Source organism: Trebonia sp., assembly GCF_049794275.1.
In the GTDB taxonomy this organism is placed as follows: domain Bacteria; phylum Actinomycetota; class Actinomycetes; order Streptosporangiales; family Streptosporangiaceae; genus Trebonia.
The window spans coordinates 1-3,951 of the sequence record NZ_JBARCR010001057.1 but is presented as its reverse complement, the minus strand read 5'-3'; the positions used below and the strand labels follow the sequence as shown (position 1 = coordinate 3,951).

At 71.9% G+C, this 3,951-nt stretch carries 4 protein-coding genes; 2 read left to right on the top strand and 2 right to left on the bottom strand.

The features are described from left to right. Both WA805_RS26460 and WA805_RS26455 read left to right on the top strand, forming a co-directional pair. Window positions 1-1,338: alpha-amylase family glycosyl hydrolase (locus WA805_RS26460; protein WP_425241193.1), on the top strand; the 1,338-nt coding region annotated here is incomplete at its 5' end. Window positions 1,339-1,505: 167 nt separating this feature from the next. After that, a complete protein-coding gene (locus tag WA805_RS26455; protein ID WP_425241192.1) occupies window positions 1,506-2,033 on the top strand; it encodes a hypothetical protein in 528 nt (175 codons plus the stop codon). Window positions 2,034-2,067: 34 nt separating this feature from the next. Here WA805_RS26455 and WA805_RS26450 read toward each other — a convergent pair whose 3' ends face one another. Together WA805_RS26450 and WA805_RS26445 are read right to left on the bottom strand one after the other, a co-directional pair. Next, window positions 2,068-2,574 (bottom strand): hypothetical protein, encoded by a 507-nt coding sequence (locus tag WA805_RS26450; protein ID WP_422272729.1) that lies wholly within the window; start codon window positions 2,572-2,574, stop codon window positions 2,068-2,070. After that, a partial coding sequence (locus tag WA805_RS26445) for a diacylglycerol/lipid kinase family protein (RefSeq protein ID WP_425243705.1) occupies window positions 2,561-3,951 on the bottom strand: 1,391 nt, incomplete at its 5' end. The genes WA805_RS26445 and WA805_RS26450, both read right to left, overlap by 14 nt.

The following is a 3,951-nucleotide window of genomic DNA, read 5'->3' as shown; positions in this document are numbered from 1 at the left end:
GGCGCCAACGCGGTCTGGCTGATGGGCGTGTGGGAGCGCAGCCCGGCCGGGCTGGCCCTGACCAACGCGAACCAGGAGCTCCAGGCGTCGTTCCGCGAGGCCCTGCCTGACCTGCGGCCCGAGGACGTCATCGGCTCCCCGTACTGCGTGCGCCGCTATGTCGCGGACGACATGTTCGGCGGCCGCAGTGGGCTAGCGGCGGCGCGGGCCGCGCTGGCCGCCCGCGGCGTGCGGCTGATCCTCGACTACGTGCCTAACCACGTCGCCCCGGACCACCCCTGGGTGATGAGCGATCCGGAACTCTTCGTCCGCGGCTCCGAGGACGACCTCCGCGCGGATCCGGCCGGCTGGGTAGCGGCGGGCGGCCAGGTGCTGGCCCACGGCCGGGACCCGTATTTCCCGCCGTGGCCGGACGTCGTCCAGCTCAACGCGTTCTCGCCCGCGCTGCGCGCGGCGACCGTCGAGACGCTGGCCGATATCGCCAGTCAGTGCGACGGCATCCGGTGCGACATGGCCATGCTCATGATCAACGACATCTTCGCCAAGACCTGGGGCACCCGCGCCGGGGCCGCGCCGCCCGAGGAATTCTGGCCGGCCGTGATCGGCGAGTTGCGCGGGCAGCATCCGCAGGTCGTGCTCGTCGCCGAGGCGTACTGGGACATGGAGTCGGAACTCCAGCAGCAGGGCTTCGACTTCTGCTACGACAAGCGGCTGTATGACCGGATCATCGAGGAGGACGCGTCCGCCGTCCGCGACCACCTCCGGGCCGATCCGGGATACCAGGCCCGGCTGCTGCGCTTCCTGGAGAACCACGACGAGCCCCGCGTCGCGTCGCGGATGGATCCGGCGGCCGAGCGAGCCGCTGCCGTCAGCATCGCGACCCTGCCCGGCGCCACGCTGTGGTACGAAGGCCAGTTCGAGGGCCGGCGGGTCCGGCCGCCCGTCTTCCTGGCCCGGCGGCCTGACGAGCCTGCCGATACCGAGCTTGCCGCCTGGTACGAGCGACTGCTCGCCATCGTCGCCGGTCACGGCGTCCGGGCCGGGACGTGGCGGCTGCTCGAGGCCGACGGGTGGCCCGATAACCAGTCCTGCCGGAACCTCCTGGCCTGGTCCTGGTCTGGTGCGGACGACGCGCGGCACGTGGTGGTCGTCAACCTGTCCGGCCAGCCCGCTCAGGGCCAGATCCCGCTCGGCTGGCCGGACCTGCCGGGGCGTGACTGGCGGCTGGAGGACCTGCTGTCCGGCGCGGTGTTCGTCCGTGACGGCGGCGAACTCGCCGGGCCCGGCCTGTTCGTTGACCTGGAGCCGTGGCAGTACCACGTGCTATCACCGCGGTGAAACGGGGCACCCTGGACCGTGCCCGCTCGCCGGGAGCCGCATCCCTCGCAGGGGGTGAAAGGGCGGCCGCCGGGCGGGCGCTCCGCCCGGTGAAAGGCCCGTGCGGGTGATCACAGCATGAAGCAGCCGTCATTAGGTTTCGTGTGCTGCCATCGGAAGGGGCGATCATGGTAAGCATCGCGGCAGGAGACGGACGCCGGCGCGGGCGGTCGGCGAAGATCTCCGGACGGCACCGCGCGGCCAGCATCTACGGCGCCATCATCACCGCGGCGATCATCGCCGCCAGCGGGGACGAGCTGCCCACCGTCCCACTGGTGGTCGCGGTGGTGGTCACCTTGCTGGTCTACTGGGTGGCCGAGGAGTATGCCGAGGTGATCGGCGAGCAGGCCGAGGGAGGCCGCCTCCCGACGTGGGCCAGTATCCGGGGCATGCTGACCAGCACCTGGCCGATGGTCAGCGCCTCGTACGCGCCGCTGCTCGCGCTGGTGCTCGCACATCTGGCGGGCGCATCGGGCCTGACCGCCGCCAATGTCGGCCTGGGGGTCGCGATCGCCGCGCTGACGTTCCACGGATGGTCGGCTGGGCGGGCGGCGCAGCTACACGGGCGCCAGCTTGTTCTCGCGACCTCCGTCGCGGCGGCGCTGGGGGTCGTGATGATCCTGCTGAAGGACGTGGTTCTCATACACCTGCACTGATGCCAGCAGCCTCCCTCGCCGAGACGGGAAGTGCCTAAGAGCGAGGCTCGCGCGCGGGTCCTTTACGGGTGCGGAACAGCGGCTGGGCCACCCGGCCGAGGAGGCCCATGAGCCTCGGCCGGAGCGGCACGCCGGCCAGCCGCGGGTTCCAGCGCAGGAACGTGTAGCCGAGACGACGGGCGAGCAGCCCGTCGGTGGCGACCTGATCACCGATCACGGCGCCGGGCCGGGGCAGAGCACGGTACGGCGCGGTCCGCACCGGCTTCCCCGCGGAGGCGAGGTACGTCACCTGCACGCCAGGAAGCGACGGGATCGCCGAGGGCCGGCGAGCGGAGTTCGTCGCGAAGACCACCACACGCACATCAGGAAGCTCCCCGAGCTCGGAGACGACTGCCGCTACTCCCCGGTCGAGTGACTCCTGGCCACTGTCCCACCACGCGACCAGGGGCTCCACGTCGAAAATCATCGTCCGCACCGACAGCTCCCTGGCCCGTGCCAGCACGTCGCGAAGCTCTGTGAACTGCTCGTCAGAGGCCGGCATCCGGCTCCTGCCCAGATCTGTCCTGATGGCCCGCGGTGACCGCTGAGTGGCCCGCGGGCGCGCCGGCCGACGGCGGCTCGCGCCGCCACGACGCGAGGCGCCGCAGCCGGGACCAGCTGATGGTGGCCTTGGGCGGAGGCACGCCGGGACGGTCCCGTGGCACCCGGACCCGCAGCGCGCCGGGACGGATCGCGCAACGCACGGGCACCGGCAGGGAGACGGCCTCGCCATCGATGCCGACGGGAATCCGTTCCGAGCTGGCGGTAACCACGATGGTCCGCGCGGTCAGCACGCGCAGGCCGGTGGTGTGCCTGCCGCGGAGCAGGCCGACCGCCTGCCCCACGCTGTCCACCGTCACGGCGACCACGCCGAGCACACCGCGATCCAGCCGCGCGCGACGGCCAAGGCCCGCGATGTCTCCCGTCCCGTAGGGGTTGCTGGACACCAGAAGCGCCTGCGGCGCATCGATCGTCACGCTGTCCGCGACGGCGGACAGCCGTGCCCCGCGCTGGCCGTCCAGCAGCTCCGGCAGCGTGTCCAGGGTCGTGCCCAGCTTGTCGTCCCGGTAGGCGGGCGTCTGCACCACCTCAGCGTAGGCGCCGAAGGACGCGTTGTTGACAAACGTCTGATCGCCGATCAGGCCCAGGTCGACTTGCAGATCAACGCCGTCGGACAGCGCGGCGAGGCACGCCGCCGGATCCGTGCGGTCGAGGCCCAGGTCCAGCGCGAAGTGGTTCCGGGTGCCCGCGGTGATCACCACGAACGGAATCCCGTGCTCAGCGGCGACACCGGCCACGAGCGCCTGGGTACCGTCGCCGCCTGCGACGCCGAGCAGGTCACTGCCCGCTCTGACCGCCTTGCGCGCCACCTCGGCCACGTCGACCGGCTCGGGACCGCTTATCAGGAATACCTCTGCTCCCAGCGCCTCCGCTTTCCGCCGCAAGTCGAATTTCGCCACCTTCCCGCCGCCGGACCTCGGGTTCATGATCAAGAACGGATGCCGGGCCGGCGCCGCCGGGAGCTCAGGCATTCGCCAATCCGGTCCGTTCCCGGTCAGCGCCGCGCGCGCCACCACGCCAGCGAGGAACCAGCCCACCGCGGAGACCGCCGCCAGCCAGAGCAGGCCGGCGAACGCGTAGACGATGATCACCGTGATCGGCGCGAGAACGAACACAGCCAGTGACAGCCAGCGCAGGACGCCCCGGCGGGACAGCACCAGGAACGCGGTCGCGAGGCTCACCGCGGCGGCGGCCAGGCCCACCCCGAGCATCGCCGCGCTCTTCAGTCCCGCGAAGGCCACCACGACCGCGACGGCGAGAAACGCCAGCGCGAAACTCAGGCGGGCCAGCCAGCGCTGCGACCGCGTGGCCTGCAGGG

Bases quoted from the DNA above. Each gene is read 5' to 3' on its own strand.
- WA805_RS26455 (WP_425241192.1), top strand. From the start codon at position 1,506: ATGGTAAGCATCGCGGCAGGAGACGGACGCCGGCGCGGGCGGTCGGCG.
- WA805_RS26450 (WP_422272729.1), bottom strand. From the start codon at position 2,574: ATGCCGGCCTCTGACGAGCAGTTCACAGAGCTTCGCGACGTGCTGGCA.